General features: G+C 67.4%; 25 protein-coding genes. 9 read left to right on the forward strand and 16 right to left on the reverse strand.

Going from position 1 to position 25,612, the window contains the following annotated elements:
- Both V6M37_RS03940 and V6M37_RS03945 read left to right on the forward strand, forming a co-directional pair.
- Positions 1-285 (forward strand): DUF6394 family protein (locus V6M37_RS03940; RefSeq protein WP_332671201.1); only part of this gene is annotated, 285 nt, incomplete at its 5' end.
- A gap of 62 nt (positions 286-347) precedes the next feature.
- Positions 348-2,069: an NAD-binding protein gene (locus tag V6M37_RS03945; RefSeq protein ID WP_332671306.1), complete on the forward strand. Its 1,722-nt coding sequence runs from the start codon at positions 348-350 to the stop codon at positions 2,067-2,069.
- A gap of 46 nt (positions 2,070-2,115) precedes the next feature.
- Here the strand turns inward: V6M37_RS03945 and V6M37_RS03950 are convergent, their stop codons facing one another.
- Positions 2,116-2,334, reverse strand: coding sequence for an RNA-binding S4 domain-containing protein (locus V6M37_RS03950; RefSeq protein WP_332671202.1), 219 nt, complete (start codon positions 2,332-2,334; stop codon positions 2,116-2,118).
- Between the two features lie 100 nt (positions 2,335-2,434).
- Here V6M37_RS03950 and V6M37_RS03955 point away from each other — a divergent pair, with 100 nt between their 5' ends.
- A complete protein-coding gene (locus V6M37_RS03955) occupies positions 2,435-3,304 on the forward strand; it encodes an ATP adenylyltransferase family protein (protein ID WP_332671204.1) in 870 nt (289 codons plus the stop codon).
- A gap of 16 nt (positions 3,305-3,320) precedes the next feature.
- On the opposite strand, the gene V6M37_RS03960 is transcribed toward V6M37_RS03955, so the two are convergent.
- The 5 genes from V6M37_RS03960 to V6M37_RS03980 form a co-directional block, all read right to left on the reverse strand.
- Positions 3,321-3,683 carry a YkgJ family cysteine cluster protein gene (locus V6M37_RS03960; protein ID WP_332671205.1) on the reverse strand — a complete coding sequence of 121 codons (363 nt, stop codon included), beginning with the start codon at positions 3,681-3,683 and terminating at the stop codon, positions 3,321-3,323.
- Between the two features lie 50 nt (positions 3,684-3,733).
- On the reverse strand, positions 3,734-4,063 hold the full coding sequence (locus V6M37_RS03965; protein WP_332671206.1) for a YkgJ family cysteine cluster protein: 330 nt from the start codon (positions 4,061-4,063) through the stop codon (positions 3,734-3,736).
- Positions 4,064-4,174: 111 nt separating this feature from the next.
- Complete coding sequence (locus V6M37_RS03970) at positions 4,175-4,900, reverse strand: UPF0149 family protein (protein WP_332671208.1); 726 nt, start codon at positions 4,898-4,900, stop codon at positions 4,175-4,177.
- Positions 4,901-4,913: 13 nt separating this feature from the next.
- Positions 4,914-5,627, reverse strand: a complete 714-nt coding sequence (trmB, locus tag V6M37_RS03975; protein ID WP_332671209.1) for a tRNA (guanine(46)-N(7))-methyltransferase TrmB — start codon at positions 5,625-5,627, stop codon at positions 4,914-4,916.
- A 4-nt stretch (positions 5,628-5,631) separates the two neighbouring features.
- Positions 5,632-6,630 carry a tRNA dihydrouridine synthase gene (locus tag V6M37_RS03980; protein WP_332671211.1) on the reverse strand — a complete coding sequence of 333 codons (999 nt, stop codon included), beginning with the start codon at positions 6,628-6,630 and terminating at the stop codon, positions 5,632-5,634.
- A 152-nt stretch (positions 6,631-6,782) separates the two neighbouring features.
- On the opposite strand from V6M37_RS03980, the gene rpmE reads away from it, so the two are divergent.
- The 3 genes from rpmE (at position 6,783) to pgi (ending at position 10,470) form a co-directional block, all read left to right on the forward strand.
- Positions 6,783-6,998: a 50S ribosomal protein L31 gene (gene rpmE / locus V6M37_RS03985; RefSeq protein WP_332671212.1), complete on the forward strand. Its 216-nt coding sequence runs from the start codon at positions 6,783-6,785 to the stop codon at positions 6,996-6,998.
- A 207-nt stretch (positions 6,999-7,205) separates the two neighbouring features.
- Complete coding sequence (locus tag V6M37_RS03990) at positions 7,206-8,846, forward strand: ArnT family glycosyltransferase (protein ID WP_332671213.1); 1,641 nt, start codon at positions 7,206-7,208, stop codon at positions 8,844-8,846.
- A complete protein-coding gene (pgi, locus tag V6M37_RS03995; RefSeq protein ID WP_332671215.1) occupies positions 8,839-10,470 on the forward strand; it encodes a glucose-6-phosphate isomerase in 1,632 nt (543 codons plus the stop codon). Before V6M37_RS03990 ends, pgi begins: the two co-directional genes overlap by 8 nt.
- Positions 10,471-10,501: 31 nt before the next feature.
- Here the strand turns inward: pgi and orn are convergent, their stop codons facing one another.
- Complete coding sequence (gene orn / locus V6M37_RS04000; RefSeq protein ID WP_332671216.1) at positions 10,502-11,053, reverse strand: oligoribonuclease; 552 nt, start codon at positions 11,051-11,053, stop codon at positions 10,502-10,504.
- A 73-nt stretch (positions 11,054-11,126) separates the two neighbouring features.
- Here orn and V6M37_RS04005 point away from each other — a divergent pair, with 73 nt between their 5' ends.
- Both V6M37_RS04005 and rsgA read left to right on the forward strand, forming a co-directional pair.
- The gene (locus V6M37_RS04005; protein WP_332671307.1) at positions 11,127-12,401 is read left to right on the forward strand and encodes a M48 family metallopeptidase; all 1,275 of its coding nucleotides are present in this window, start codon (positions 11,127-11,129) and stop codon (positions 12,399-12,401) included.
- Entirely contained in the window at positions 12,398-13,342 is a 945-nt protein-coding gene (rsgA, locus tag V6M37_RS04010) for a ribosome small subunit-dependent GTPase A (protein ID WP_332671217.1), read from the forward strand. Before V6M37_RS04005 ends, rsgA begins: the two co-directional genes overlap by 4 nt.
- Positions 13,343-13,511: 169 nt before the next feature.
- Here the strand turns inward: rsgA and V6M37_RS04015 are convergent, their stop codons facing one another.
- Both V6M37_RS04015 and V6M37_RS04020 read right to left on the reverse strand, forming a co-directional pair.
- Positions 13,512-14,693 (reverse strand): acetyl-CoA C-acyltransferase family protein, encoded by a 1,182-nt coding sequence (locus tag V6M37_RS04015; protein WP_332671219.1) that lies wholly within the window; start codon positions 14,691-14,693, stop codon positions 13,512-13,514.
- A 24-nt stretch (positions 14,694-14,717) separates the two neighbouring features.
- On the reverse strand, positions 14,718-15,644 hold the full coding sequence (locus V6M37_RS04020; RefSeq protein WP_332671308.1) for a CobD/CbiB family protein: 927 nt from the start codon (positions 15,642-15,644) through the stop codon (positions 14,718-14,720).
- A 389-nt stretch (positions 15,645-16,033) separates the two neighbouring features.
- Here V6M37_RS04020 and V6M37_RS04025 point away from each other — a divergent pair, with 389 nt between their 5' ends.
- The gene (locus V6M37_RS04025) at positions 16,034-16,813 is read left to right on the forward strand and encodes a DODA-type extradiol aromatic ring-opening family dioxygenase (protein ID WP_332671221.1); all 780 of its coding nucleotides are present in this window, start codon (positions 16,034-16,036) and stop codon (positions 16,811-16,813) included.
- 187 nt (positions 16,814-17,000) lie between these two features.
- Here the strand turns inward: V6M37_RS04025 and V6M37_RS04030 are convergent, their stop codons facing one another.
- From V6M37_RS04030 to peaB, 7 genes are all read right to left on the reverse strand, one after another.
- Positions 17,001-18,932, reverse strand: coding sequence for an ATP-dependent metallopeptidase FtsH/Yme1/Tma family protein (locus tag V6M37_RS04030; protein ID WP_332671222.1), 1,932 nt, complete (start codon positions 18,930-18,932; stop codon positions 17,001-17,003).
- Positions 18,933-19,400: 468 nt separating this feature from the next.
- The gene (locus V6M37_RS04035) at positions 19,401-20,309 is read right to left on the reverse strand and encodes an NAD(P)/FAD-dependent oxidoreductase (protein ID WP_332671224.1); all 909 of its coding nucleotides are present in this window, start codon (positions 20,307-20,309) and stop codon (positions 19,401-19,403) included.
- Between the two features lie 120 nt (positions 20,310-20,429).
- Positions 20,430-21,488, reverse strand: coding sequence for a U32 family peptidase (locus V6M37_RS04040; RefSeq protein WP_332671225.1), 1,059 nt, complete (start codon positions 21,486-21,488; stop codon positions 20,430-20,432).
- Between the two features lie 128 nt (positions 21,489-21,616).
- Positions 21,617-22,684 carry a hypothetical protein gene (locus V6M37_RS04045; RefSeq protein WP_332671227.1) on the reverse strand — a complete coding sequence of 356 codons (1,068 nt, stop codon included), beginning with the start codon at positions 22,682-22,684 and terminating at the stop codon, positions 21,617-21,619.
- Between the two features lie 80 nt (positions 22,685-22,764).
- Positions 22,765-23,862 (reverse strand): quinohemoprotein amine dehydrogenase subunit beta, encoded by a 1,098-nt coding sequence (gene peaD / locus V6M37_RS04050; protein WP_332671229.1) that lies wholly within the window; start codon positions 23,860-23,862, stop codon positions 22,765-22,767.
- Between the two features lie 3 nt (positions 23,863-23,865).
- Complete coding sequence (qhpC, locus tag V6M37_RS04055) at positions 23,866-24,186, reverse strand: quinohemoprotein amine dehydrogenase subunit gamma (protein WP_332671230.1); 321 nt, start codon at positions 24,184-24,186, stop codon at positions 23,866-23,868.
- Entirely contained in the window at positions 24,183-25,610 is a 1,428-nt protein-coding gene (gene peaB / locus V6M37_RS04060; RefSeq protein ID WP_332671232.1) for a quinohemoprotein amine dehydrogenase maturation protein, read from the reverse strand. Before peaB ends, qhpC begins: the two co-directional genes overlap by 4 nt.
- Positions 25,611-25,612 lie beyond the last annotated feature (2 nt).

The following is a 25,612-nucleotide window of genomic DNA, read 5'->3' on the forward strand; positions in this document are numbered from 1 at the left end:
GATATCTATGAGCTCTTCGCCGCGATCGTCGTCAGCCTGATCGCCACGGTTCTGAAGTTCGGGGACCGCACGCAGATCGGCGCGGTGCACCTGTCGACGAGCCTCGTCGCGGACCTCCAGCTGCTCGCCGCAGCGATGGTGTGGGGCTATGCCGCTCACGTGTCGAGCCAAGGCGTCACGACGGACATGGTCGCCCGGATCGTGTCGCTGTCCGGCGGCGCGCTGTTCGCGAACGTCGTGTCGGTCATTATCCTGATCGCCGAAACGATCATGCAGCGGCGCTGAACGCCCGAAGCGCTCCGGGAGACCCGCCCGTGCTGCGGCATCACAGCAGTATCTTCCTGATCATGCGCCGCCTGCGGGCGCCGCTGATCCTGCTCATCAGCATCATCGCGATCTCCGTGCTCGGGCTCACGCTCACGCCCGGCGAGGACGCGGACGGCAATCGCACGTACCTGAGCTTCTTCCACGCGCTCTACGTGATGAGCTACACGGCGACGACGATCGGGTTCGGCGAGATCCCATACGCGTTCTCCGACCAGCAGCGCCTGTGGGTGACGCTGTGCATCTACCTGTCCGTCGTCGGCTGGGCCTACACGCTGGGGACGGTGTTCGCGCTGCTGTCCGACCGCAGCCTGCAACAGGCGATTCGCACGCAGACCTTCCTCGGCACCGTCCATCGCCTGCGCGAACCTTTCCTGCTCGTCTGCGGCTACGGTGAAACCGGGCGGCTGCTGTGCGCGGGGCTGGACCACCTCGGCTACCGTGCCGTCGTCGTCGAGGCCGATGAGGTGAAGGTCGGGGAAATCGAGCTGCACAGCTACCACGCCGACATTCCCGCCCTCACCGCCGATGCGCGCAATCCCGAGATCCTCAAGTTCGCGGGCCTCGATCACCCGTCCTGCATCGGCGTCGTCGCGCTGACCGATGACGACAGCGCGAACCTCGCGATCGCGATCGCCGCGCGCCTCCTGGCGCCGAAAATTCCGGCGCTGTGCCGCGCGTCGGCCCCGGAAGTCGCCGCGAACATGGCCTCGTTCGGCACGCGCCACATCATCAACCCGTTCGAGAAATTCGCGGAATATCTCGCGCTCGCGCTGCATGCGCCCGCGGCCTGGCAGCTGCTGATCTGGCTCACCGGCCTGCCGGGTTCGACCGTCGAGCAGCAGCGGGATCCGCCGAAGGGTGAATGGATCGTCTGCGGGCACGGGCGTTTCGGGCAGATGCTGGTGCACGCGATGGAACGCGAATCGGTGCCGCTGACGATCATCGACCGCTTGCCACCGGACGACCTCACCCACCGCTGGGTGCAGGGCGACGGCACGGGTGCGCCCGCGCTGGAGCAGGCCCGGGTCCGCCACGCGGTCGGCATCGTCGCGGCGACCGGCAACGACGTCGACAACCTGTCGATCGCCGTGACCGCGCGCGAACTCAACCCGGCCCTGTTCGTGATCCTGCGTCAGAACCACTACGCGAATCGCGCGCTGTTCGAAGCCTACGACTCCGACGTCGACGTCGTGCCGAGCAAGATCATCGCGCACGAATGCCTCGCGATCCTGACGACGCCGCTGCTCGTCCCGTTTCTCGACGAAGTGAAGCGACGCGACGAAGCATGGTGCGACAAGTGGCTCACGGCGCTGACCGGCCGCTTCGGCTGGCAGGTGCCCGCGGTGTGGAGCGAGCGGCTGAACATCTCCCAAACCCCCGCGCTGTACCGCGCACTGATGGACGGCACCGAAGTCGAACTCGCGCAGATTCTCCGCTCGCCGGCGAACCGCGTCGACCCGCTCGGCTGCGTCGCGCTATTCCTGCGTCGCGACGACGGCGATCACCTGATGATGCCCCCGGCCGACACGCGACTGCGCGCCGGCGACGAACTGCTGTTCATCGGCACGCCTGAGGCCAGAAGCGAACTGAAGCTGACTCTCTCCCACGAGCACGTGCTGGCGTATGTCCTGACCGGCCGCGAACAGCCCGGCGGCTGGGTGTGGGAGAAGCTCGCGCGCAGGAAAGAAGCGAAGGCCACTCGGGCCGCAGACTCCGCGGCCCCGCGCCACGTTCCGCGCTAGCCGATTCCGGCGAACGTCGGCGGGCCGCGGCCGGGTCGGGCCGCAGTCAGGCCGCCGGAATGAGCACGACGGTCTCGCCGCCAAAACTCACCGTCTGGCCCGGTCTCAGCTTCGCGCGCTTGCGCGACTCCGCCCGCCCGTCGACGCGCACCAGTCCGGCTTCGACCGCCGAGTGCGCAGCGCCGCCCGTCCCCGTGAGGCCCGTCGCCTTGAGAAGCTGATCGAGCTGGATATATTCGCCGCGCACGGCAAACGAAATCGTCATTGCATCCTCCGGCGCGCCTCGTTCCGGGCGCGCAATCGACATTGATCGAAGCGAAGCCGTCAGCCTACACTCGCAGCTCACTTTCCGCGGCGATTCCCACATGACGGCTCTTCTTCTGCCCCGAATCGACCAGACCCACGACGCGGCCAACGCGTCCGGCGCGCTCCAGCCGATCCGGACCGAGCGCGAGATCATGCAGGACGGCGGCATCGATTTCACGATCCGCTGGGTTTCCTCGCTCGAGCGCAAGGACTCGGACCGGCTTTCGGCCGCGCTGCGCCGCGACCCCGATTTCGACCCGTTCCTGCCGCCCGACCCGGACCTGACGGTGGGCCCGCTCGGCGACAAACATCTCGCCGTGCTCAACAAGTTTCCCGTGATCGCCCGCCATCTCCTGATCGTCACGCGCGACTTCGTGTCCCAGACGCTGCCGCTCGACGTCGCCGACTTCACCGCTCTCGCGCAGGTGATGAGCGAGCTCGGCGGGCTCGGCTTCTACAACGGCGGAACCGAAGCCGGCGCGAGCCAGCGGCACAAGCACCTGCAATGGATTCCCGAAGCCGCGAGAGGCGCGAAACTGAGCGCGTTTACCCACGGACTGCCCGAGGAACTTCCTCCCGGCAGTACGACCGTTCGCGACGATCTGCCGTGGCGACACTGCTTCGCCCGTCTTCCGACCGCCGTCGGCAGTAATGCCGAGGACCTCGGGATCGCGTTCCACACCGCTTTCGTCCGCGCATGCGACGCGCTCGGCCTGCCGAGCGCCCGCGACCCGATGCCGCCCTACAACCTGCTCACCGGCAACGGCTGGCTGGTCGTGATCCCGCGCAGCCGCGAGCATTGCGAGAAGATTTCGGTCAATGCCCTCGGCTTCGCAGGCGGACTGTTCGTGCCGCGACCCGAACTCATCGACACGATCCGGACGATCGGCCCGCTGAAACTGCTGACGTCGGTCGGCCTCGCGCGGTAGCGGACCCGAGCGGCGCTCAGGCGGCGCATAACGACGGAGCGAGCGGAAACAGCGCCCGCAACCCGTTCGCCGCGCGCAGTTCGTCGCACTTCGGGTTCGGCATGCCGTCCTCGAGGTGCGACGGAAACTCGCGGCACGGCGTGGGCCGGTTCTCGTAGATCGTGCACGCGACGCGCTCGCCGGGCTGCCCCGCCAGCGCCGAGCAGCGGCGCGGGGTTTGATTCGTGCCTTTCATGCACCGCAGATGATGACCGAGCTTCTCGGTCATGCCGGCGGGCACGAATCCTTCCGGCCCGTCGTCGGCCTCACCCCAGTAGAAGGACACGCGGAAGTGAACGCAGCACAGGCCGCAGTCGAGACATGGATTCGGGTCGCTCATTTGTGAGGCCGGGACAAGCAGTGGTTGCAGGTTCGAGGTGCGGCTCCGGATCAGAGCGGAGGCAGGCCGTGACGCGATCGCGCGCGGTCGCAAGCGTCCTCGCCGATGCCGAGGGCTGCGTATGGGGCGAAATCACGGCATGGCGACGGACGGGACGCGTACAGGGTGCAACGCACCCGCTCGCCGATCTGCCCTTCGAGCGCGATGCAGCGCGCGGCCGCCGCGTCTGTCCCGCGCATGCGCACGAGATTCGCCGTGACCGCGACGGCGAGCGCATCCGGTACGCCGCCGGGCGTCGTGCTCGCGAGTTCGGACTGATGGAAGTCGACGCGGAACGCGGCGCAGCAGGCGCCGCAACGGGTGCAGTGATCGTCGTTCATTCGTGAGGAAACGCGGTATCGGGTGCGGACCGGGCGCATCGGCCGCGACGCGGCCTTCGTCGCGTCGCGGTCCGCATCCGGCGTATGCCTTCGGTGCCGTACCCTTCAGTGCTAGACGGCGGCTCCGCAGCATTTCTTGTACTTCTTTCCGCTGCCGCACGGGCACGCGTCGTTGCGCCCCGCGGCCGCGGGAGACGGAGCAGCCGGCGCGTCGGTCGGGAGCAGTTCGACCTGCCACATTTCCAGCGCTTGCCACCGGCCGATGATCACGCCGAGTCCAGCGACGGCGACTTCCAGCCACTTCAGACGCGTTTCGTCGTCCGCTTCGGCGGCCGAGTCGTCCGCCCACGGCGCGAGGATCGTCTCGATCATCTCGCCGACCGCTTTCGCCGCGTCCTCGGGAACCGTCTTCTCCCAGCCTTCGGGCCAGAGTTCGAGACCCTGCGCGAAGCCCTCGACCCATTCCTCGCCGATGCCGAGCGTGTCGCCTTCGCTTGCCGCGTAGCAGAACGGCTCCCAGCCTTCGGGGTCGCCGAGCGCCGTCGCCAGTTCGTTGTAATAGCGGCGGACGAGCCTTATGGCCTGCTGCATCTGACTGCCGGAGCCGAACGACACGTCCTCGCCGTGTGCCGACCAGACGTCCGGGAGCCATTGCTCGGGCGCGACGCGCGTCGGCGACGCGAGCACCGCCGCGAGGAAGCCGTCGAGCATCTCGAGGTCCATGCAGTCTTCCGGCACCGCGTCGGAGGTCAGCAATTCCTCGAGCGCCTCGAACTCCGCGTCGTCGAGCAGATGGGGATCAGGCGCGTCGGCCGCGCCAGCTACGTCAGCAGTCATGGGTCGTTCTCCGTCAGGTCCGCGAGAGTGAGCCATCGCGCGCCGCCGCGCAAGCGTCTTCATTCAGGTCGCGGATGAGACGATACAGCGGCTGCCCCGAGTCGCGATACTTGCGTTCGAACGGGGTAAGCGGCACGGGCGCCTCGAAAATTTCCCACGCGGTTTCGCGCCCGGTCGCGAGCGACAGCGCGCACGCGAATTCCTCGATGTACACGCGCCAGTTCGTGCGGCACTCAAGCACGCCGCCGAGGCGCGGGATGAATGGAAACACCGGATGGGCGTGCCAGCGCCGCGCGAGGTGGCCGATCTTCGGCCACGGATTCGGATAAAGGATGTAGTGCCGCGCGAGCTTCAGGCTCGCGTCGCAGCAGAGCCGCCAGTAATCGACGAGATCGGCGCGGACGAACACCATGTTGGTCGGCAGCAACGCGTCCGGGTAGGGCTTGCGTCGCTCGAGCCTGTCCTGCGACTGGTCGACGCCGATGACCCAGTGATCCGGAAAGCTGCGCGCGAGCTGGATCGTGCTGTGGCCGACGCCGCAGCCGGCGTCGAGGATCAGCGGCGCGCGGCTGTCCCAGCCTTCGAGGCTCGCGACGAACGCGGCGCGGTTGTATTCCGCGTAGGGCTTGCGGAACGGCTCGACGAGGTGGCGCTCGACACGGCGCACGAGTTGCTCGTGGATGCCGGACTGGGCGCTCGCGGGGATGCGGGAATTCGCGTAACTCATGGCTTCAGGCGGCCTGCGCAACGTCATCGCGAACGATGCCGTGGCGCAGCAGGACTTGGTCGATTTCGGCGGGCCGGCGCAGCGGTCGCAGTTCCTGGTAAAGGGTTTCGGCGCGCGGAAAATTCCGTCGCAGCAGGTTCAGCCACTGCTTGACGCGGCCGGGCGCGTGGGTCGGCTGCACCTTCTGTTGCACCTGTTGCCAGAACAGCGCGAGCAGCGGACGCAACTCGTGCCACTCGACCTCCCGCCCCGGGGGGGCTTCAGTGTGCACGGGCACGCCTGCCGCACTCTCGCGGATGCGCCGCGCGAGAAAGGGATCGGCGACCGCGCCGCGTCCGATCATGACGTCGCGGACGCCGCTTCCGGCACGGCAGCGCCGCCAGTCGGGTTCCGTCCACACCTCGCCGTTCGCAATCACCGGAATCGACACGGCGTCGGCGACGCGCCCCACCCATTCCCAATGCGCCGGGGGGCGATAGCCGTCGAGTTTCGTTCGTGCATGAACGACGAGCTCCTCGACTCCGCCGTCCGCGAGCGCCCGCGCGCAGTCGAGCGCCCGGCTCGCGTCGGCGACACCGAGCCGCATCTTCGCGGTGAATGGCGTCCCTTGCGGCACCGCCTGCCGGACGGCGGTCGCGATCGCGAACAGCAGTTCCGGCTCGTCGAGCAACACGGCGCCGCCGCGATGGCGGTTTACCGTCGGCGCCGGGCAGCCGAAATTCAGATCGATCCCCGGCGGAGCGAGGGCCGCGAGATGCGCCGCGTTGTCGGCAAGACAGGCCGGATCCGAGCCGAGAAGCTGCACGCGCACCGGCGTGCCCGCGCGGGTCGCACCGCCGAGCACGAGTTCCGGACAGATCCGCTTAAAGACGCGGTGCGGCAGCAGCGAGTCCGAAACGCGGACGAACTCGGCGACTGCCCAGTCGTAGCCCTCCACGCGTGTGAGCACGTCGCGCAGCACTGCATCGAGCAAACCTTCCATCGGCGCCAGGACGAGCCGCACGCGAACCCCCTTCGGAAACCGCGCATTGTAAGAGCAAATGCGCCGGCGGACGCGGCCTTCGCTTGCTTTCGCTCCTCCCATCCTCGATAATCCCCGGTTTCCACCGTTTCACAGGGCGGCCACATTCACCGCCCGCTGCTCGAGGATCTACCATGAAAGCGGACATCCATCCGAACTACAAAGAGGTCGAAGTGACCTGCTCCTGCGGCAACATCTTCACGACGCGCTCCACGCTCGGCAAGCCGGCCCTGCACGTCGAAGTGTGCGCCGCGTGCCACCCGTTCTACACCGGCAAGCAGAAGATCGTCGACACGGCGGGTCGCGTCGAGCGCTTCCGCCAGAAGTACGGCAACGTCCAGCGCGGCTGAGAGCACCCGGGTTTCGTCAAAAGGCAGCTTCGGCTGCCTTTTTTGTTCGCCCGGCCGCTTTTGCCGCCATCACGCGCCCGGCCCGTCGTTCGGCATATGCCGCCCATGCAGGGCGGTTGGCGACTAGAATTCCATCCCGGGCGGCTCATCCACCCGCTACGACATCCGCACGCTTTCCGGAACGGCCCGATCCACGACCGATATCGAATGACCGGCGACCCACGCTCTCCTTCCCTTATGCAGCAGCGAATCTACGGCGCGGTCGGGCTCGCGCTGCTCGTCGCGCTGTATCTGCTTTCCGGCCTTGTCGGGCATGACCCGTGGCGAGGCGCCGATGCGCGCCACTTCGGTCCGATCTTCGAGATCCTCAACGGCAACGGACTGCTGTTTCCTTCGATCGCGGGCGAACCCTCGACAAGCTTTCCGCCGCTCTATTACTGGACCGGCGCGGTTTTCGCGGCGCTCTTCGGCTGGCTGCTGCCCTTGCATGATGGCGCCCGGCTCGCGACCGCGCTCTACACGGCGCTCGCGATCTTCTGGGTCGCGCGCGCCGCGTCCCGGCTCTACGGCAAGCACACCGGCACTCCCGCCGCGCTGCTGATGCTCGGCACGCTGGGGCTGGTGCTGCACGCGCACGAAACGCAGCCGCTGATCGCGTTGATGGCGACGCAGGCGATGACGCTCGCGGGGCTGTCGCTGATACCGACGCGCCCTGCCCTCGGCAGCGTCCAGGCCGGGAGCGGCGCGGCGCTAGCGTTCCTCGCCGCGGGGCCGGAAGGAATGGCGCTGACGCTGCCGCTCTTCCTCTCGATCGTGATCTGCTCGCCGGAATGCCGGAACCCCCGCGCGACCGGCGGCTTGATCCTCGGCCTGAGCCTCGCCCTCGGCGCGGCGGCCGTATGGCCGCTGGTCTTGCACTACGATGCGCCCGAATTGCTGACGCTGTGGTGGCGCGCGGAATGGGCGCCGCTCGGTTCAGGGATGCTCCCGGCCGCGGAACTCCCCGAACTCGTCGAGCTTTTCGGCTGGTTCGCGTGGCCACTGTGGCCGATCGCGCTGTGGTCCGTGTGGCGGATGCGGCGGCAGCTGCTACGCATCTCGTGGATGCTCCCGATCACCGCATTTCTTCTGTCGCTCGGTTGGATCATCATCGCCGGCAACGTGCGGCAGGCGACGATGCTGCCGCTGATACCGCCGCTGGCGCTGCTCGCCGCCGCCGGTGTTCCGATGCTTCGACGCGGCGCCGCGAGCGCCTTCGACTGGTTCGCGGTGATGACCTTCATCGTGTTCGCAGTGCTGGTCTGGATCGCGTGGACGGCGCAGGTGTTCTCCTGGCCGCCCGGACTCGCGCGCCATGTGGAACGGGTCGCCCCGGGCTTCGAACTGACCGGAACGTTCAAGCAGGGCTTCGTCGCGGTTTGCATCGTCGTCGCGTGGATCGCGCTGATCTGGCGACTGCCGCGCGGAGCGAGCCGCGGCCCGGCGAATTGGGCGATGGGGATGACGATGCTGTGGTGCCTGGCCGTCGTGCTGCTGATGCCGTGGTTCAACCATGACCGCAGCTACCGCCCTGTCGCCGACTCGCTTGCGGTCGCGCTCGCCGGCGAGCGCCCGGATTGCGTCGCCGCGATCGGCCTTTCGCCGAGTCATCGTGCTTCGTTCCACTACTTCGCCGCCCTGCGGCCCGTCTCCGTCTCCGGTAACGAAACTTCTTGTCCTTTCCTGCTCGTCTATGATGAGCGCAGCCCCGCGACGATCCGCCCAGCGGCCGAATGGCAGCAGATATGGCAGGACAGCCGCGGGGGCGGCAAACAACTCGAGATCTTCCGCCTCTACCGCCGTGACTGAATCCTTTATCCCGCCGCAGCACCTGCCCGCCTGGACCTCGCTCGAGCGCCACGCGGCCCGGCTCGGCCAGACGCGCCGTATCGTGCTTTTCGAACGCGATCCGGCACGCTTCGACACGCTGTCTTTCCGCCACGACGGCCTGCTGCTCGACCTGTCGAAGCAGGCGCTTGACCTTCCCGCGCTCGCTACGCTCGTGGAGCTTGCCGAGCAGTCGGGACTGCGGACCGGCATCGGCGAACTGTTCGCCGGCCGACCGCTCAATTTCACCGAACGCCGCGCCGCGCTCCACATGGCGCTGCGCGGCAGCTGCCCGGCGCCGGACAACGGCGCGGCGGAGCTGTCGCACACGCACGAGCGGGTGCGCGAGTTCGTCGCGGCACTGCGCGCAGGCCGCTTGAACGGCGCCACGGGCGAGCGCGTCCGGCTCGTCGTCAACCTCGGCATCGGCGGCTCCGACCTCGGCCCGCGGATGGCCGTCGAAGCGCTTGCCGGTCCCCGCAACCGGAACGATCCCGAAGTCCGGTTCGTCGCGAACGTCGATCCGCGCGACCTCGACGAAGCGCTCGCCGACGCCGACCCCGCCAGTACGCTCTTCATCGTCTCGTCGAAGAGCTTCTCGACCGCGGAAACGCTCGCGAACGCCGCCGGCGCGCGCGCATGGCTGCAAGCAGCGCTGGGAGCCAGCGTCGACCTCGGGCCACATTTCGCTGCCGTGAGCAACGCGACCGACGCGGCCGTGGCGTTCGGCATCCCGCCCGAGCGCGTGTTCCCGCTTCCCGAATGGGTCGGCGGGCGCTATTCCGTCTGGTCGGCGATCGGCATGCCGCTGATGCTCGCGATCGGCGAAGATGGATTCGACGAGTTCCTCGCCGGCGGACGATCGGTGGACGAGCATTTCCGCGACGCTCCGCTCGCGCACAACCTTCCCGCGCTGATGGGCCTCACCGGCCTGTGGAACACGGACTTCCTCGGCATCGAGACCCTCGCGCTGCTGCCCTACGCGCACGGTCTGCGCAGTTTCGCCGCGTGGCTGCAGCAACTGGAAATGGAAAGCAACGGCAAGCGCTGTCTGCGCGACGGCTCGGCGAGTGCGGTCCCGACATCGCCGATCGTCTGGGGCGGAGTCGGCACGGTCGGCCAGCACGCCTTTCATCAGCTCTTCTATCAAGGCACCCGCAAGGTCGCGCTCGACTTCCTCGTTCCGGTCGGCGACGACGATCCGCGGGAACGCGCCCTCGTGGACAACGCGCTCGCCCAGGCGGCCGCGCTGATGACCGGGCGCGATCATGACGCGGCGTTTGCGGGCTTGCGCGACAAGGGGCTTGCGGAAGCCGAGGCGGCGCGCCTCGCACCGCACCTCGTCTGCCCCGGCGACCAGCCGGGCACGACGCTGCTGCTGCCGGAACTGACTCCGTACACGCTCGGCCAGCTAATGGCGCTGTATGAACACAAGGTGTTCGTGCAGGGGTGGATATGGGGCATCGACAGCTTCGACCAGTACGGCGTCGAGCTCGGGAAAGAGATGGCGCGGCAGGTCGCCGCGGGCGGCAGCCGCGAGCAGGATTCCTCGACCGCCGGCTTGCTCGCGGCGGCCGCGTCGATGCGCAAAGGGCGCGCCAGCTGAGCGTCGTTTCATCCCGCCAAGGCGGGGACGCTCAAGCCGTCAGGCGCAGGAAGTTGTCGCGGTAATGGCGCAGTTCGCCGATCGATTCGTGGATGTCGGCGAGCGCCTCGTGCTTGCCTTTCTTGTCGACGCCCTTGTACACCTCCGGCCGCCAGCGCTTCGCCAGTTCCTTCAGCGTCGAAACGTCGAGGTTGCGGTAATGGAACCACGCCTCGAGCGCCGGCATGTAACGCGCGAGGAAACGCCGATCCTGGCAGATCGAGTTGCCGCACATCGGAGACGTGCGCGCGGGAACGTATTGCTGCAGGAACGCGAGCATCTGCGCCTCGGCGTCCGCCTCGCCGATCGTCGACGCCTTCACGCGATCGACGAGTCCGGATTTGCCGTGCGTGTTGCGGTTCCACTCGTCCATGCCGTCGAGCACGTGATTGGGCTGGTGCACCGCGATCACCGGTGCTTCGGCGACAACGTTCAGTTGCGAGTCGGTAATCACGATCGCGATCTCGATGATCCGGTCGCGATCCGGCTCCAGCCCGGTCATCTCCATGTCGAGCCAGATGAGGTGGTTCTGATCCTGTGCCATAATCTTTTCGGCCCGGTTAAGCAAACCGGGATTGTGGCATAGAAGCATGCGCCACACCCTCCAGGGCTCCCGGATGTCTTCTCAAGTGTTTTCCGTCCTGTTCGTCGTCGCTGTACTGCTGACGCTGCTCGTCAAGCTCGCGCTGATGCGCCGGCAGATCCGTCACGTCCGCGCCCGGCGCGACGCCGTGCCCGCCCCGTTCGCCGAAGCGATCGGACTCGAATCACACCGCCGCGCCGCCGACTACACCGCCGCGCGAATGCGGCTCGCGATCGTGGAAGTCGTCGTCAACGCCGGCTTCGTGCTCGTGCTCACCCTCGGCGGCGGGCTGCAGCGGATTTACGGCCTTGCGGGAACGTGGTTCGACGCGGGCGGCATCGCCCACGGTGTCGCGCTGCTCGCCACCGTCGCGGTGCTCGGCTGGGTCGTCGACCTGCCGTTGTCGCTCGCGCGCACCTTCGGGATCGAGAAGCGGTTCGGCTTCAACCGCATGACGCCGCAGCTCTTCGTCGCCGACCTTGTGCGCGAAGGGCTGCTCGCCGCGGTGATCGGCCTGCCGGTGCTCGCTGCGGTGCTGTGGCTGATGGGCGCGATGGGCGACCGCTGGTGGCTGTGGGTGTGGCTGTTCTGGATCGGCTTCAACCTGCTCGCACTGTTTGCGTGGCCGGCATTCATCGCGCCGATGTTCAACAAGTTCACGCCGCTCGCCGACGAAGCGCTGAAAGCGCGGGTCGAAGGTTTGCTCGACCGCTGCGGCTTCCGTTCGCGTGGGCTGTTCGTGATGGACGGCTCGCGCCGCTCGGCCCACGGCAATGCGTATTTCACCGGCTTCGGGGCCGCGAAGCGCATCGTCTTTTTCGACACGCTACTCGAGAAGCTGCTACCGGAGGAAGTCGAAGCCGTGCTCGCGCACGAGCTCGGGCATTTCCATCACCGGCACATCTGGAAACGGTTTTCGGTGATCGCGGCGGCGAGTCTCGGGCTGCTGTGGCTCCTCGGCTGGCTGATGGAGCGGCCGTGGTTCTTCACCGGGCTCGGGATGGACGGCGCGACGGGCGGAACAGCGGTCGCGCTCGCCCTGTTCGCCCTCGCGTTGCCGGCGTTCACGTTTCCGTTCGGTCCGCTAATGAGCCATTGGTCGCGCAAGCACGAGTTCGAGGCCGACGCCTACGCGGCGCGTCACGCGCACCCCGGGGATCTTGCGAGCGCGCTCGTGAAGCTCTACCGCGACAACGCGTCCACGCTGACGCCCGATCCGATGTACTCCCGCGTCTTCGACTCCCATCCGCCCGCGTTGGTGCGCGTCTCGCGCCTGCGGCCGGACTTCCGCGAGCCGTCGCCGACGTGACTTCCTCTGTCCGACGCCCTGGGGACGGTCGGCTCGACGGCGTGATCACCGCCGCGTTCGGCCGTCATTACGAAGTCGAAGTCCCGCCTTCCTCCGGCGCCGGAAACGGCGAGACGGCAGCGCTGAAATGCTATCCGCGCGGCAAGAAGAGCGTGTTCGCATGCGGTGACGAAGTCGAAGTCACGCAGACCGCGGGCGACCAGGGGGTGATCGACCAGCTGCGCCCTCGGCGCAACCTCCTGTGGCGCTCCGACGCCTTCCGCGAAAAGCTCATCGCCGCGAACCTGACGCAGGTCGTCATCGTCGTCGCGACCGAACCGGGTTTCTCGGACATGCTGATTTCGCGCTGCCTCGCCGCGGCCGAGAGCCAGCAGATCAAGACCCTGATCGTGCTGAACAAGGCAGACCTGCAGGAGCAGCTCCCTACGGCGAGAACGCTGCTCGCCCCTTTCGAACGGCTCGGCTATCCCGTGCTCGAGTTAAGCGCACGCCAGGGCGCCGACGCGCTACGGCCCAAGCTCGCCGGGGAGCGCAGCATCCTCGTCGGCCAGTCGGGCATGGGTAAATCGACGCTGACGAACGCACTGATTCCCGCCGCGCGCGCCGCAACCCGCGAGATTTCCGAAGCGCTGAACAGCGGAAAACACACGACGACCTTCGCCCGCCTCTACCCGATCTACAACGGCTGGCTGATCGACAGCCCCGGACTGCAGGCTTTCGGGCTTGCACACCTCGGCGCAGACGAGTTGGCGGATAGCTTCATCGAATTCCATCCCTACCTCGGCCAATGCCGCTTCCGCGACTGCCTGCATGAAGCGGAACCCGGATGCGCGCTGCGGGCGGCGATCGCGGCGGGCGCGATCGATGCGCGTCGCTTCGAGCACTACCGCCAGATCCGCGACGAAATCGCCGTCGCGAAGCGGCAGTCGCAAGGCTGGTAGCTTTTCTTTCCGAACCGGGCGAAGTCCCGTCCCGCCGCCGGAGCCGCGCATATGTGCGCGGCGGTTTTCGAATGTTGTCGTGCCCCCGCGCCCGCAACATTCCGGCTCGCGGAAGCCGGACGAAAAAAAACCCCGCCGGAGCGGGGTTTCGTTTCGCCGACTTGCGGGATCAGACGCGTTCCCAGATCGTCGTGATGCCCTGGCCACCGCCGATGCACATCGTCGCCATGCCGTAACGGCCGTTCGTGCGAATCAGCTCGTGCAGCAACTTGGTGATGATGACCGCGCCGGTCGCGCCGACCGGGTGACCGAGCGCGATCGCGCCACCGTTCGGGTTGGTCTTGGCCGGGTCGAGTTCGAGACCCTTATTGACCGCGATCGACTGCGCAGCGAACGCTTCGTTCGACTCGATGACGTCGATCTTGTCGAGCGACAGGCCGGCGCGTTGCAGCGCCAGCTTCGACGCCGGGATCGGGCCTTCGCCCATCACGTCGTTCGGCACGCCAGCGATCGCGTAGGCGACCAAGCGGGCGATCGGCTTGTGGCCGCCGGCCGCGGCTTTCGCCGCATCGGCGAGCACCAGGAACGACGCGGCGTCGTTGATGCCCGACGCGTTGCCGGCGGTCACCGAACCGTCCTTCTTGAACGCCGGCTTCATCTTGCCGAGCGCTTCCATCGTCGTCATGCGCGGATGCTCGTCGGTGTCGAACACGACCGGGCCCTTGCGCGTCTCGAACGTAATCGGAACGATCTGGCTCTTGAAACGGCCATCGGCTAGCGCGGCCGAGGCGCGGTTTTGCGACTCGAGCGCGAATGCGTCCTGCTCTTCGCGGCTGATGTTCCACTTCTGCGTCAGATTTTCAGCCGTGATGCCCATGTGGCCGACGCCGAACGGGTCGGTCAGCACGGCGACCATCGCGTCGATCGCCTTCGTGTCGCCCATGCGCGCGCCGGTACGCAGCGCCGGCATCAGGTAGGTGCCGCGCGACATCACTTCGACGCCGCCGCCGATCGCGAAATCGGCGTCACCGAGCATGATCGCTTGGGCGGAGTTGACGATCGCCTGCTGCGCCGAACCGCACAGACGGTTCACGGCGAATGCGACCGAATCCATCGACATGCCGCCCTGGATGGTCGCGACGCGCGCGACGTACGGATAGCGCGATTCGGTCGGGATGCAGTTACCGACGGTCGCAAACGTGACCTGCTTCGGGTCGACACCGGCACGGGCGATCGCTTCCTTGACGATGACACCGCCCAACTCCGCGGGCTCCATGTCCTTCAGCGAACCGCCGAATCCGCCGACTGCCGAACGCACTGCACTCAGAACCACTACTTCACGATTTGCCATCTCTATACTCCCTCCTCGAAACAGTTAGCGACCTACCCAGCCGGCGATCACGACCAACGCCAGCATTAACAGGCAAAGCACGAGCGCCCGCCATACCAGACCGACGGTACTCTGCATGTAGTCCGCGTCAGCCTCCTCTCCCACGCCCATTTCGGGCCGCTCGATAATTTCGCCGGATTGATGCACCGGCATTCCGAGCCGCACGCCGAGCGCGCCCGCGCCCGCCGCGATCAGGATCCCGGAGGCCCTTTCGCCCCAGAGCATCGCCTGCGTGCGCCAGCAGAAAATCGCGTCCTCGAAGTCGCCGACGACCGAAAACGACGCGGCCGTCAGTCGCGCGGGGACCCAGTCGATGACCTCGAAAGCCTTTCTGGCGAAACGGCCGAAGTCACCGAGTTCGACATCGCGCCGCGCGCCCCATTCCTCACCGAGAAAACGTGCGAGCCGATACAGCACCGCGCCGCTCGGCCCGGGCATCACGATGAACCAGAACACGACACCGAAAACGTTGCGGTGCGCGCCTATCAGCGCCTGCTCGATCGCCAGCCGCGCCACTTCGCTCGAACTCGCGGTGAAGTACTGGCCGCCGCGCCATTCGCCGAGCAGCGCGCGGGCCCGGTCGATCTCGCCCATACGGAGCGCGAGATGGATGTCGGTAAAGAAGTGGCTTTCCTGCCGGAAACCCATCGTCAGGTACAGCGCGCCCACGTTGAACGCGAACGCGAACAGCGGATGAACCGTCCACAGCAACAGGAAGATCGCGACGCTGCCGATCACCCCGGTCAGCATGATCAGCCACCACGCGACCGTGCCGTTTCGGGCCTGACCGTCATTGAAGCGATCAAGGACGTGCGCGGACAGCCGGTGGAGGGGGTCCAGAACGAGTTGCCGGGCCCGCAACGGGCGAACCTGCTCGATGAGCAGCGCGACGATCAACGAAAAAAGGGTCATTCCGGTCGGGGTGGGTAAAAAATGCCTGCTAGTCGTTTGTTTTTGGGCAAGATACCACAAAAGACAGGCCTTATTGCGCACTGCGGCATCGGCGGCGGCGATCATGTATTCATGTTCCGGGAGTCGCACCCGCTGCAGTACGGGGTTCCAACCCGAGGCACCGCAACATGGTACGCATGCCATCGGTTTACCGGTGGACGAACACAACCCCTCGCGCGTACGACCCCTTGATCCCGGAGGTGTCCACACGCGTTCCGACAGGAGCAATACGGAAGCGCGATTGTTGCGGTTCTCGAAACAGTAAGCGCGCGCGGGTCGTGTTCATCGCGCTCCGAACGGGGCTAGACTGAATCCCTCTTGCTTCGTATGTAACCTGTGGAGGAACCTCCATGTCGATGCCCACCCTCTTCGTCTCGCATGGTGCGCCGACCTTCGCGCTCGAACCCGGCGATGCCGGACGGCAACTTCGCACGGCGGCTGCGGATCTGCTGACGCCTCGCGCGATCCTGATTGCGTCGCCCCACTGGATGAGCAACCGGCTGCTGCTGACCACGTCGGCAAACCCGGAAACGATCCACGATTTCGGCGGTTTTCCCGAGGCGCTGTACGAACTCCGCTATCCGGCCCCCGGCGCGCCCGAATGCGCCCGGCGCGCGATCGAACTGCTCGACGCCGCTGGCTTCCCGGCTGACGAGGAGCCGACGCGCGGACTCGACCATGGCGCGTGGGTCCCGCTGATGCACCTTTTCCCCGACGCGACGATCCCCGTCGTCCAGATCTCGCTGAGGCCGCGGGAGTCGGCAGGCTATTTCTTCGACCTCGGGCGCGCGCTCGAACCCCTGTGCCGCGACGGCGTGCTGATCATCGGTTCCGGCAGCATGACGCACAACCTGTACGAGTTCCGCGGACCGCGCGAGACGGTCGAGCCTTACGTCACGGCGTTCACGACCTGGATCGCCAACACTCTCGCGGCGGGCGACGTCGAAGCCCTCCTCGACTACCGCCGCCGCGCCCCCCACGCCGAGCGTGCCCATCCGACCGACGAGCACCTCGTGCCGCTGATGTTCGCGCTCGGCGCCGCCGGTGAAGGGGCGACGATCCGGCGCTTTGCGGAGCAGGACGTGCGCTACGGGATGCTCGCGATGGACTCGTACGCGTTCGGGATGTGAACCGCGTCTGCGGCCAATCGTCTGTCACGCAGCCGGAATAACGGGAAACTACCAGCATTCGCTTCTATTGAACGAATCTGGAGATCCCGATGAACGTCAGCCGCTTCGCGGCCGACAAGCGCTCCACGCTGACGCGATTTCGATCGCAACCTGACCAACCCGCCGTCCGCCCGCCTGATGACGGGCTTCACGCCGGTGCGGATGCGGTTTCCATCGCGACGCGCAGCGCGGCGGCGTCGTTCGCCGCGCCGGCGTGGAAATCATGCACCGGCAGCATTTCGCGCAGCAGCGCGCCGGACACCGTGTCTTCCTTCAGCAGCGCCGTGGTCAGCGCGTGCAGCACATTGCGGTAACGCTCGAGCGTGTCGCGACAGGCCCGCTGCGCGGTTTCTAGCATCGCGCGGGCCTCGCCGAGCGCGCGTTCCTGAATGTGCGGGCCGACGAGCGCTTCGGGCACACCCTGCAGGCTCAGCAGGCCGAACTCGTGCGAGAACCCCATCGCGCTGACCATCTCGATCGCGAGTTCGGACGCGCGCTTGAGGTCGTCAGAGGCGCCCGACGTCGTATTGCCGTAGCTCATCAATTCCGCCTCGCGGCCGGCGAGCAGCATCGACAGGCGCGCCTTCAGCTCGCGCTCGCCGTACAGCGGCACCTCGTCTTCGCGGCTGACGAACGTCACGCCCAGCGCCTGACCCCGCGGCTCGATGCTGATCCGTTCGACCCGCCCCGCCTTGAGCACGTGGGCGACCAGCGCATGGCCGGCCTCGTGGACCGCGATCCGTTCGCGGTGCGTCTCGGTGAACACCGCTTTCAGGCTCGACACTTCGCCGCCGAGCTGGTGGCTCTCGAGTGCGCGGTGCACGTGGCCCTGGGTGACTGCGTCCGCGCCCGTTTCTGCGGCAAGCACGGTCGCGCGGTTCACGATGTTCGTGATGTCGGCGTGCGACAGGCCGCTGCTCGCGCGAGCGAGGCCTTCGGTGTCGATCCGACCCGCATCAGACTTGACGCGACTGAGGCAGAGCTCGAAGAGCTCGCGCCGGTCAGTCACAGTTGGCAGGGCGACGCGGGCGACCAGATCGAAGCGCCCCGGCCGCTTCAGCGCATCGTCGACGTTACCGACGTGGTTCGTCGCGCCGATCACGACGATGTTGTCGGACGCCGAGAAGCCGTCCATCTCGACGAGGAGCTTGTTGATGATGCGATTCTCTTCGGACTGTCCGCCCTCGACCTTCGCGCCGCTCGCACGCTTGCCGATGCCGTCGAACTCGTCGATGAAGATGATGCACGGCGAATTCTTGCGCGCGGTCGCGAACAGCTCACGCACCTTCGAGATGCCCTGGCCGTAGAACATGCTCGAAAAATGTGAGCCGTCGACGGCGATGAAGTTCGCCTTGCATTCGCCGGCGAGCGCGCGGGCGAGCAGGGTCTTGCCGGTTCCCGGCGGACCTTCGAGCAGCACGCCGCGCGGCGGCTTGGCGCCGAGCGCGAGATATTTCTGCGGGTCGCGCATGAACGCGGTGACCTGCTGGAGCGACGTCTTCGCGTCCGAGGCGCCGACCACATCGGCGAAAGTCGTGTCGGGCTTCTCGGCGAGCTTCGCCTTCGCACCGCCACCCATCGCGCCCTGGCGCACCAGATACACGCCCAGACCAATCATCGCGGCGACCGTCAGCAGCGTGACGAGGCGTTCGAGCACGCTCCCGGTGCTCGCGGCAAGCCGCTCGCCGACGGTGCGTGGATCGACGGTGACGCTCGTCAGGGCGAAACCCTGTTCGCGGCTGAGCGTTTCGAGACGAGTCAGCAGGCTCTGCTCGCCGCCGACGAGCTCGGTACTGAACCGTTCGCCGCCGCGCGTGGTCGCCAGCACGCGCTGACCATCGACCGCGAGCGCCGCGATCTCGTTGCGTTCGAGCCGTTGCGCGAACGCGGAGGCGTCGAGCGGGTGGTCGAGCCACGCCCGCGGGGCGGCTTCGAATTCCTGCGCCAGCGCGGTCTTGCCGACTAGGCCGGGCGCGTGGCTCCGATAGTCAACGGCGACCCAGGCAGCGACGACGGCAACAAAGGAAAAAACGGCGAACAGGACTTGGACCCAGCGGGGCCAGGCGGAGAAAAGCTTCATCGACGATCCGGGACTCAGCCCCGAATAGGACCGTCGGAAGGTCCAGGCAGGGCCTGCAATATGGCGGCGCGAACCGCCGGGTTCAGCTTCGAGCGCGACGCGTTCGTGTCGGTTCGCGCCCTCGAATGTTCCTACCGCGGAAGCAGTATTTTTGTGCGGTGAAGCATTCTTTCCCAGCCACGCCCAGCCCGCAACCGCTGGGCCGACGTCGCAACGATGACGTTCGCGCACTTCGCCGCGCCGCCCCGGTGGAAGCACCAGATGACGGCCGGCCATACGCGCCTGAGGTATGCGATCGTTTTCACTGGCCAGGCGGACGAACGAAACACATTCTTACAGTTCACCCGCCACGATCCGACGGACTGAGATCACGACCGGTCGCCGCTCCACGCCCACCTGCCCCCATCCTCGGTCGACCGCAGCCCGGCGCCCCGAGCCAGCCATCCTCGGTCCGTCGCCGCGAGCGGCTCACCGGTCGCGATCCTCGCCCCGCCGCAGCGCGAGATGCATCGCCGCGGCAGCGATCGCGGCGTCGCCCATCGCCACCGTGATCTGGTTCAGCCCCTGCAGCACGTCTCCAGCGGCGTACAGCCCCTCGATGTTTGTCTGCCGTCGGCGATCGGTGACGAGGTAGCCGTCCTCGTCGCGCTCGGCGCCGGGTGCGAGTTCCGCGTGAATGCGCATTCCGAGCGCGCTATACACCGAGTCGCAGCGCGTCTCCGCGTCGCCGTGCCGCACGACGATCGCGCCGTCCGACAACCGAACGCTGGCGATTGGATCTTCGACGAGGTGGATCTGCGCCGCGGCGAGCATGTCCCGGTTCGCCTCATCGAGGCAGTTCTCGCCCGACAGCAGGAAAACCGTCAGGTGCGGCGTGAAATGCCGCAGGTAGAGCGCTTCACGCACGCCCGCCGGCCCGTCCGCGATGACGCCGACGTTCCGGTCGATGACTTCGAACGCATCGCAAACCGGGCAGTAGCGCACCGCACCGCTGCGGACCGCTTCGGCGAGGTGGGAGACGGCCGACTCGATGTCGCTCGTCCCGGTCGCGAGCAGAACCACGCGCGCCAGGATCTCGCCGCCCGGCCCGCGCGCGGAAAAGCGGTCCCCGGTCTTCTCGAGCTTCTCGACCCGCCCGTCCGCGAACACGACGCCGTAACGCTCGGCCTGCCGGTGTATCGACGACATCAGGTCGGCCCCGACAACCCCGTCCGGATAGCCCGGCATGTTGTGCGTCCGCGGAATGCGCAGCGCGCGGCTGCGGCCATCGTCGATGACGAGCACGCGGCGGCGAAAGCGCGCGAGATACAGGCCGCCCGTCAGTCCGGCCGGGCCTCCGCCGATGACGAGAGCGTCGAACTTCGCGGGAGCGGACATCGCCATCCATCGGGGAATCGGAATACGCCGGCGATGCAAGATCGGCGCCCGCCCCGGTGGGGAAGATCCGGGACTGGCGTCCGCTTCCCGCTCCCTTTTCCGCTGCCGACGAGTCGCCGCTCAGTCTGCCGACTCGAGCACTGCAGCCGATTGCGGCGAAGCCTCTCCCTCGCACGCCGAACCCCGTTTTTCCGGGTAGTAGCACATGTACCCGCTCGCGCAGTGCCCCGGCGCGTCGCGCAGACCGACGGCGAATTCGCGGACTTCCGCTTCGGACTCGCCGGACTCGATCTGCCGCAGCACCGCGGCGACGAGTTCGACGCTGCGGATTTTGCGTTCGCTCGCGCCTTCGCGGCCGGCGATCTTCACCGAATGCACGCCGGCCTCGTGCATCGCCGGCATCGCGCAGACCCCGCACGGCCCCCACGGGTAGCCGTTCGGCGCGACCGAAAAACCGTTGCCGAAGCGGTACCACAGCCAGCGCTTGTAATCCTGGTCGTTCCGTTCGAGGCGCCGCAACGCGCGGGGGGCCGGGGTGTTGCCCTCGGCCGTGCGGTACTCGAACGCGTAGTTGTCGATGCAGATCGGGCCGCCCTTGCTCATCGGCAGGTGCACGGTGTGGCAGCTGCCTTCCTCGAACACGCAGCCATCGTTGAGGACGAAGGCTTCGATTTCGAGTTCGGGGAGCGCGGCCGAAATCGCCGAGATTTCGCCGACGGTGACATCCCGCGGCAGGATGATGCGGCGCGCGCCGAGCCCGGCGAAAAAGCGCGCCGATTCGACGTTGCGGCAGGTCGCGACCGAACTGACGTGGATCGCGAGGTCCGGCACGTTCGCGGCGAGCGACGCGATCAGCGAAACGTCGGCGACGATCGCGGCCTCGCCGCCGATGCTGCGAAAGCGTTCGGCGATCCCGGTCAGCGCATCGAGATGCTGTTCGCCGTACTGCTGCGCATTGAGGACGAGGAAGACGGCCGCGTCGAGCGCATGCGCCTTCTCGACAACGCGTTCGAGATCCGCATAGCCGTTGAGGTTGCCGAACACGCGGCGATTGACGCCCGACGTGTTGAAGCGCTGGACCCAGTCGGGCGGCACTACGCCGCAGTAAAGCTCGGTCGCGCCCGCGCGGACGAGCGGTTCGACTTCCGCATGGCTGCTGATCGGGGCGGTAATCTTCATGTCAGGCCTCCCGTCGCGCCTCGGCGGCGCCCGGCGCGGCCTCGCTCCGACGAAGTTTGTGGTTCACGCCGCCCTGCGAACTGCTCACCAAACGGCCCTGCACGAATAAAAGGACGCAAAGTGTCATCTCAGGCTCCCGAAAGAACGATCCGGTTGACCCAGCCGTTCGCGACCGCGTCGGCGAGCGCCGCGGCCATGCCCGCGGCGTGGCGGTAATACATCGTGTTGCCGCGCTGCGACGTGTGAAGTTCATGCGTGCCCGGCCGCGCGCCGACTTCGGAAAAGCCCAGACATTCGCGCCGGCACTGGTGGCCGACCGAGAACTTCTCGGGCGTGTCGAGGGACAGCGAGCCGAGCTTGCAGAGCCGTCCCTTCGCGATGTAACCGTACGGCGCGCGCACGCCGACCGGGAAATCGATGCCGGCGTACATGTCAGCGGCGCCGAAAGGCGGGAAGTCGAGTTCCAGGCGGCCGATGCCGAGACCGTCGAGAATCTCGCGGAACGGGCCCGCGCGCAGCCCGTTCGGGTACATCCTCGCCCAGGTCGCCGACGGCAGGCGCGGGTCCTTGAGCATCTTGCCGAGCAGCCGCCCGGCGACCGGGCGCAGATCGGGAAACTCGCGCTGCACGAGACGCGCGACGCCCCAGTCGTTGACGGTGACTTCGGCGCCCGCGGGCAGGCGCGCGAGCGCGGCGCGCAGCGGGTCGAACAGGCCGTCGCAGGCGGTCGGCGTGACGAGGCCGAAAGTCAGTCCCCAGCGCTCGCACAGCGCGACCGCGCGGTCGATCGACTCGACGCTTGGCAGCAAGTGCTCGCAGAACTCGCTGCCGAGGAAGAAATGGGTGAGCGCGGCGTCGTCGGGCAGCGCGACGCAGGCGCGCGCCTCCCCCAGCGCCGCGAGGCAATCCTCGCGCGTGAGGCGCTCGTGCAGCGCGAGGGCCGCCAGCTCGCGCTCGTCGACGAGCGCGAAACCGAGCTCGATCGGGCGACGGGCGAGAACCGGGTCCGGATTCGGATTCGGCGTCGGATCCGGATTCGGGCTCGGCGTCGGATCCGGATTCGGGCTCGGCGTCGGATCCGGATTCGGCCGCGGCGTCGGGTCCGGATTCGGCGCGGGAGTCGGGTCCGGGTTCGGCCGCGGCGTCGGATCGCGAGGAGTCGGGGGGGCGGCCGTGGCGGTATCAGTGCTGGTCATGAATCGATCTCCACGATTCTTCGGTTTTCGGCATGCGCCTCCTCTGCCGGCATCCGGCGGAAGGCGCTTCGCTCCTCGCGTCAGCGTTTCACGACCCGCATCCAGCCGATCGACTGGTCGGCGCCGCCCGGCATCATGATCTCGCCGGTTTTCTCGAGCGTCATCGCATCGTGAATCGCGATCTTGTCGAGCGCGCCGCCGATGTACACCTCCTTGCCGTCGCCGGAGATGTTGACCGCATAGAAGGTCTGCTCCACCGGCACGCGCTTGATGACGCGCCCCGACTCCCAATCGACCTTCGTCAGCTGGTTCATCACGAGGAAGGCTTCATTGCGCGCGGCCGGGTTGATCACCGACGAGAACATCGCCGTCTGCGCGTTCTCGAACTCGACCGTCTTCAGCGTCTCGGTATCGAGATCGAACACCGCGAGGCCGGCCTTGAACGCCTCCAGCGAATCCGGCGCGACGTCGGTCCTCGCGACGTAGTACGGCGTCGACAACGCGCGCGCCTGCTCGAACGTGCCCCACATCGCCAGCACGTCGGGCTCGCCGATCCCCGGGCGATCCCAGTGGCGGATCGGGAAAGTCTTCTCGATCGCCCCCGTCTTCGTATTGAAGAGGTACATGTCCCAGCCGAGCGCGAGCAGGTGGTCCGGGTTGCCCGTCGGCGCGAGCAGGCTGATGCGGCGCGGCGCCGGGAAGCTGCGGCGCGGCTTCGCGGTCATGCCATCCGACGTGTCGAACACCGCAATGTAGGTGTCCTCGACCTGGTACTCGGAACGTCCGAGCCGGACCGGCGCCTGGTGCACGTACAGCTCGCGTCCGTCCTCGCTGACGGCCGCGGCGAAGAACCCCTTGACGCGCCGATCGGGCGTCGAGAAGTCGGCACGGAACACCGTCTTGCCGCTGTCGAGATCGACGCCGACGACGCTCTCCATGCGGTTCGTCAGCACGTAGGCCGTCTTGCCGTCCCTCGGCACCGCGATCGCCCCCGGCACACCGTCGCCGGGGAGCGCGATCGAGCGGACGACCGCGCGCTTCGCGGGGTCGACCACGTGGAGGTTGTTCGGGCGGGTGACGGTCAGCAGATACTCGGCGGCGAGGCTGGACGCCGAGGCGGCCGCACAGCACAGCGCGACCAAAGCGATTCGCGCCTTGTTCAGGGCAACGGTTTTCATCGCTCAGTCTCCCGGGAACAGCGTCTGCAGTTCGCGCCAGTCGCGCAGCGCCGAGTTCTTGCCCTCGGTCCAGTCGCGCGCCGTATTCAGGCCGTCGGCGAGTTGCGCCGGCCACCAGCACGGGTCGGTGCAGCCATAGAGGTCCGCTTCCATCGGCTGGCACAGGCTCGCCAGGCCGCCGAAGGCGTCGACTTCCCAGCCGGGGTCGAAGGTCGTCGTGCAGCCGACGACGCTGCTCATCAGCTGCACCTCCTCCTTGTGGCCGTCCTGCGTCGCCTGCTCGAGCAGGTGCGCCTTGTGGTTCAGGGCTCGCAGTCGTTTCATTGCAGGGCACTCCTTTGTTCGATGGCGGCGTTGAAGAACGCCGGATTGGCGAGGGCAATCTCGCCGAAGGCTTCGAGGCCGAATGCCGTCCATTCGCGAATCTGCTCGCAGTACTCGAAGGTCGGCAGGAACGGGTCGCCGGAGCGGGAATACGATTCGTGGTAGCAGCCACCGGCGCACAGGCTGCGCGCGGGGCACGCCTGGCAGGCCGAATGCGGCGCCTGTGCGCGGGTCATGAACACGGACAGCGCGTCGCGCTCGATGCCGCTCGTCACGTCGCCGAACGTCTCGAGATCCGATCCGGTGAAGCGGTGGCACAGCGAGATCTTGCCGCCGGTGCCGACCGCGAGCAGCCCGACGCCGGCGCCGCACGGCAGGACCTTCCTCGTGCCCATCCACAGGTCGGTCATCAGCTGCTGCATGTTGCCGAATCCGTGGCGGCGTCCGCGCTTGGCCTCGGAGACGTACTCGCGGCCGAGCGTCTTGAACGCTTCGAACACGATGTCGAGTTCCTCCCGGCTCAGCCCGACCGGCGAGTCCGGACCGGCGGTCGCCGGCGCGAAGCCGACTTCGAAGAAGCCCAGTTCGTCGTGCAGGTGCTTGTAAATGGCGGAGACATCGAGGTTGCCGGTCGCGAGCGTGACGCGCGCGCCGACCGGTTTCGACTGGTAGCGCTCGAGCAGGCGCTTCACGCGCATCGCGACCGTCTTGTACGTGCCGCCGCCGGCGATCGTGCGCCGGTGGCGGTCGTGCTGAGCCTGGTCGCCGTCGATGCTGACGGTAATGCCGAAGCGGTGCGCGTCGAGGAAGTCGATGATCTCGTCGGTGAGCAGCGTCGCGTTCGTCGTCAGCGAGAACTCGACCGCCTTGCCGACCGCGGCGGATTTCTCCTCCGCGTACTCGACGAGATCGCGGATCACCGCGATGCGCGTCAGCGGTTCGCCGCCGAAGAACACGATCGCGACGCGCTCGTTCTCGCTCGCCTCCTGCATCAGCAGGTCGATCGAGCGCGTGCCGGTCTCGTAGTCCATCACCGCCGAGTGCTTCGGCGAGGTCAGGTCCTCGCGGTAGCAGTAGCTGCAGCCGAGGTTGCAGCCGGTGGTGAGCGTCAGCACGAGCGTCTTCAGCGGCGAGCGCTCGACCACGCGCGCCGGGATCTCGTAGTGCTTCGGCTGCGGCGCGACGATGCCGAGGTCGATGAAGTCGCTGAGGCTGTCGCACAACTCGCCCGGCGAATAACGGCCGTCGAAGCGCGTTTGGATGTCGTCCGGCGCGACCGCGGGCGTCGATTCGAACAGCCCGAGCAGGTCGGACGCCGCCGGGTCGAGTTCGAAGATCGACGTCGTCGGCACGTGCAGCAGCACTTGCCGGCCACCCGAACGGATCGACCGGTAGTTGTGCGGCTGGATCTGAAGTGTCGTCATGT

It is taken from the genome of Aromatoleum sp. (genome assembly GCF_036675785.1).
Lineage (GTDB): Bacteria > Pseudomonadota > Gammaproteobacteria > Burkholderiales > Rhodocyclaceae > Aromatoleum.

Coding starts and splice junctions, on each gene's coding strand:
- V6M37_RS03945 (WP_332671306.1), top strand. CDS start 348: ATGCGCCGCCTGCGGGCGCCGCTGATCCTGCTCATCAGCATCATCGCG.
- V6M37_RS03950 (WP_332671202.1), bottom strand. CDS start 2,334: ATGACGATTTCGTTTGCCGTGCGCGGCGAATATATCCAGCTCGATCAG.
- V6M37_RS03955 (WP_332671204.1), top strand. CDS start 2,435: ATGACGGCTCTTCTTCTGCCCCGAATCGACCAGACCCACGACGCGGCC.
- V6M37_RS03960 (WP_332671205.1), bottom strand. CDS start 3,683: ATGAGCGACCCGAATCCATGTCTCGACTGCGGCCTGTGCTGCGTTCAC.
- V6M37_RS03965 (WP_332671206.1), bottom strand. CDS start 4,063: ATGAACGACGATCACTGCACCCGTTGCGGCGCCTGCTGCGCCGCGTTC.
- V6M37_RS03970 (WP_332671208.1), bottom strand. CDS start 4,900: ATGACTGCTGACGTAGCTGGCGCGGCCGACGCGCCTGATCCCCATCTG.
- trmB (WP_332671209.1), bottom strand. CDS start 5,627: ATGAGTTACGCGAATTCCCGCATCCCCGCGAGCGCCCAGTCCGGCATC.
- rpmE (WP_332671212.1), top strand. CDS start 6,783: ATGAAAGCGGACATCCATCCGAACTACAAAGAGGTCGAAGTGACCTGC.
- V6M37_RS03990 (WP_332671213.1), top strand. CDS start 7,206: ATGACCGGCGACCCACGCTCTCCTTCCCTTATGCAGCAGCGAATCTAC.
- orn (WP_332671216.1), bottom strand. CDS start 11,053: ATGGCACAGGATCAGAACCACCTCATCTGGCTCGACATGGAGATGACC.
- V6M37_RS04005 (WP_332671307.1), top strand. CDS start 11,127: ATGTCTTCTCAAGTGTTTTCCGTCCTGTTCGTCGTCGCTGTACTGCTG.
- V6M37_RS04015 (WP_332671219.1), bottom strand. CDS start 14,693: ATGGCAAATCGTGAAGTAGTGGTTCTGAGTGCAGTGCGTTCGGCAGTC.
- V6M37_RS04020 (WP_332671308.1), bottom strand. CDS start 15,644: ATGACCCTTTTTTCGTTGATCGTCGCGCTGCTCATCGAGCAGGTTCGC.
- V6M37_RS04025 (WP_332671221.1), top strand. CDS start 16,034: ATGTCGATGCCCACCCTCTTCGTCTCGCATGGTGCGCCGACCTTCGCG.
- V6M37_RS04030 (WP_332671222.1), bottom strand. CDS start 18,932: ATGAAGCTTTTCTCCGCCTGGCCCCGCTGGGTCCAAGTCCTGTTCGCC.
- V6M37_RS04035 (WP_332671224.1), bottom strand. CDS start 20,309: ATGTCCGCTCCCGCGAAGTTCGACGCTCTCGTCATCGGCGGAGGCCCG.
- V6M37_RS04040 (WP_332671225.1), bottom strand. CDS start 21,488: ATGAAGATTACCGCCCCGATCAGCAGCCATGCGGAAGTCGAACCGCTC.
- V6M37_RS04045 (WP_332671227.1), bottom strand. CDS start 22,684: ATGACCAGCACTGATACCGCCACGGCCGCCCCCCCGACTCCTCGCGAT.
- peaD (WP_332671229.1), bottom strand. CDS start 23,862: ATGAAAACCGTTGCCCTGAACAAGGCGCGAATCGCTTTGGTCGCGCTG.
- qhpC (WP_332671230.1), bottom strand. CDS start 24,186: ATGAAACGACTGCGAGCCCTGAACCACAAGGCGCACCTGCTCGAGCAG.
- peaB (WP_332671232.1), bottom strand. CDS start 25,610: ATGACGACACTTCAGATCCAGCCGCACAACTACCGGTCGATCCGTTCG.